At 60.1% G+C, this 2,098-nt stretch carries 2 protein-coding genes and 1 pseudogene; 1 reads left to right on the top strand and 2 read right to left on the bottom strand.

The annotated features are described in order from the left end of the window. Together PG5_RS30395 and PG5_RS30390 are read right to left on the bottom strand one after the other, a co-directional pair. Positions 1 to 371 (bottom strand): annotated as a pseudogene (locus PG5_RS30395) (cation acetate symporter); the annotation flags it as partial. After that, positions 368 to 697: a DUF485 domain-containing protein gene (locus PG5_RS30390; RefSeq protein ID WP_020800907.1), complete on the bottom strand. Its 330-nt coding sequence runs from the start codon at positions 695 to 697 to the stop codon at positions 368 to 370. The gene PG5_RS30390 and the pseudogene PG5_RS30395, both read right to left, overlap by 4 nt. A 388-nt stretch (positions 698 to 1,085) precedes the next feature. Between PG5_RS30390 and PG5_RS30385 the strand changes: the two genes are divergently transcribed. Further along, positions 1,086 to 2,042, top strand: coding sequence for a LysR family transcriptional regulator (locus tag PG5_RS30385; protein ID WP_080725407.1), 957 nt, complete (start codon positions 1,086 to 1,088; stop codon positions 2,040 to 2,042). Positions 2,043 to 2,098 lie beyond the last annotated feature (56 nt).

The following is a 2,098-nucleotide window of genomic DNA, read 5'->3' as shown; positions in this document are numbered from 1 at the left end:
AGGTTGCGCAGGCGCTCGGCCATCAGGAAGGTGACGATGGGCCAGCCGACGAAGAAGCCGATGATGTAGATGAAGCCGTCATAGCCCTTGGTGAACACAAGGCTCGAGAGCCCCAGCAACGTGGCGGCAGACATGTAGTCCCCGGCGATCGCCAGGCCATTCTGGAAGCCTGTGATACCGCCTCCGGCGCTGTAGAAGTCGGCAGCGGAACGCGTACGACGGGACGCCCACCAGGTGATCAGCAAAGTGGCGAGGACGAAGACGAAGAACATGCCGATGGCATGCACATTGAGCGGTTGTTTCTCGGCAGTGATGGGGGCGGCGGTGGCCAGCAAGGGGCTGAAGGCGAGCAGGGCGAGTAGGGGTTTCATGCGCGGGTCTCCTGCAGGATCTGCGCGCTGAGCGCGTCGAAGCGGGTGTTGGCGGTGTGCACATACCAGGCGGTCAACAACCAGGACAGCAGGATAATCGCCACGCCAATCGGCATCCCGAGGCTCAGGTGGCTGCCGTCGTACATTGGCAAGTGCAGCCAGGCGGGTGCAAAGGCCACGACCATGATGAAGCTGTAATAAACGGCCAGGACCACGGCGCTCAGGGACCAGGCCAGCAGCGAACGCTGGCGCGTAAGTCGTTGGAAGTTGGGATTGGCCCTGACCTGGGCGCAGATCTGGACATGGTTCGGATGGTCAGTCGTCATCGTGAGGCTCCGCTTTTTTAATTGTTGTTTGTCGGCCTTTTGAGGGGCGTACGGGTACCCGGGCGACGTTCCGAAACGGAGCGTCACCTGAATGCTGCTGGAGTCGTTGCTGCCCTGGCGATCTTCCGGAGGCGAGGGGATGTTGATGGCGAAATCGGGTGCCAACAGTGGGCCCGCCGCATGAACCCGCGGTGGGTACGAATGCGACAGATTGCACTGCCGCGCAGTTGCCTTTTTTCGCCTTGAAAACAGGCTTTTGAGCCTGCATTCAGGCCGTCAGCCCTGATTGAAATCAGGGCCTTTCCGCTTGCGAAATGCTGCTGGTAAAACCAGGCTGGATGCGAGTATATGTTGGCTAGTTTCCAATAAGAATTGGCAGAAAAGCCTGATGAATATGCAAAATCGCACAACGCAAAACCAAGTGAATTGGGACGATATGCGTTTCTTTCTCGAGGTCGCCCGTGCGCGCACCGCCAGTGGCGCAGCACGCCGCCTGGGGGTCGACTACACCACGGTGTCGAGGCGCATCCGCGCCCTTGAGCAAAGCCTTGGCGCACTGCTTTTCGAGAAGTCCCGTGCGTCGGGTTTTGTCATGACGGTCGAGGGGCAACGCCTGATCAGTCACGCCGAATCATTGGAAAGTACATTGCTGGCAGCGTGCGAGCAGGTATCGGGAACCACCGCGGGGCTCGCCGGGCATTTGCGCATCGGCTGTACCGAAGCGTTCGGCTCCTGTTTCATCACCACGCAGATGAGCCATTTCATCATCCACTATCCGCACATCTCAGTGGACATCCTGCCGGTCCCGCACTTCGTCAACCTGTCGCGACGCGAGGCGGACATCGCCATCACCCTGGAGCGTCCTGAACGGGGGCCCTACGTGTGCTCGCGCCTGTGCGACTATCGCTTGCGCCTGTATGCGACACCGCAGTACCTGGCCGATCATCCACCGATTACCAGCAGCGAGGATTTGGCCAGTCACCCGTTCGTGACCTATGTCGAGGACCTGGCCTTCAGCTTCAAGCTGCTCTACCTGAACGACCTGCTGCCCGGCGCGCACAGCCGCCTGCGCAGCACCAGCGTAGTCTCCCAGTACCATGCGGCTTTGGAAGGCCGCGCGCTGGCCATTTTGCCCTGCTTCCTCGCCGGTCCCGACCCGCGCTTGTGTGAAGTGCTGCCGGATGAGGTCGAGGTCACTCGACAGTTCTGGATGTACTACAGCGAGGATCTGCGCAAGCTCAAGCGGATCACTCTGGTAGCCGACTATTTGCGTGCCTGCGCGGAACTCAATCAGCCGCTGCTGATGGGCGAGTCCCGTGTGATGGCGTACTTGCCGTCGCCCTGAATCCTGGGTTAACGCATTCAACCGTTCTTGACGATCAGGCGTGAGTTTCGTTCATT

It is taken from the genome of Pseudomonas sp. G5(2012) (genome assembly GCF_000408945.1).
Lineage (GTDB): Bacteria > Pseudomonadota > Gammaproteobacteria > Pseudomonadales > Pseudomonadaceae > Aquipseudomonas > Aquipseudomonas umsongensis.
This window is presented reverse-complemented; position numbering and strand designations above follow the sequence as displayed.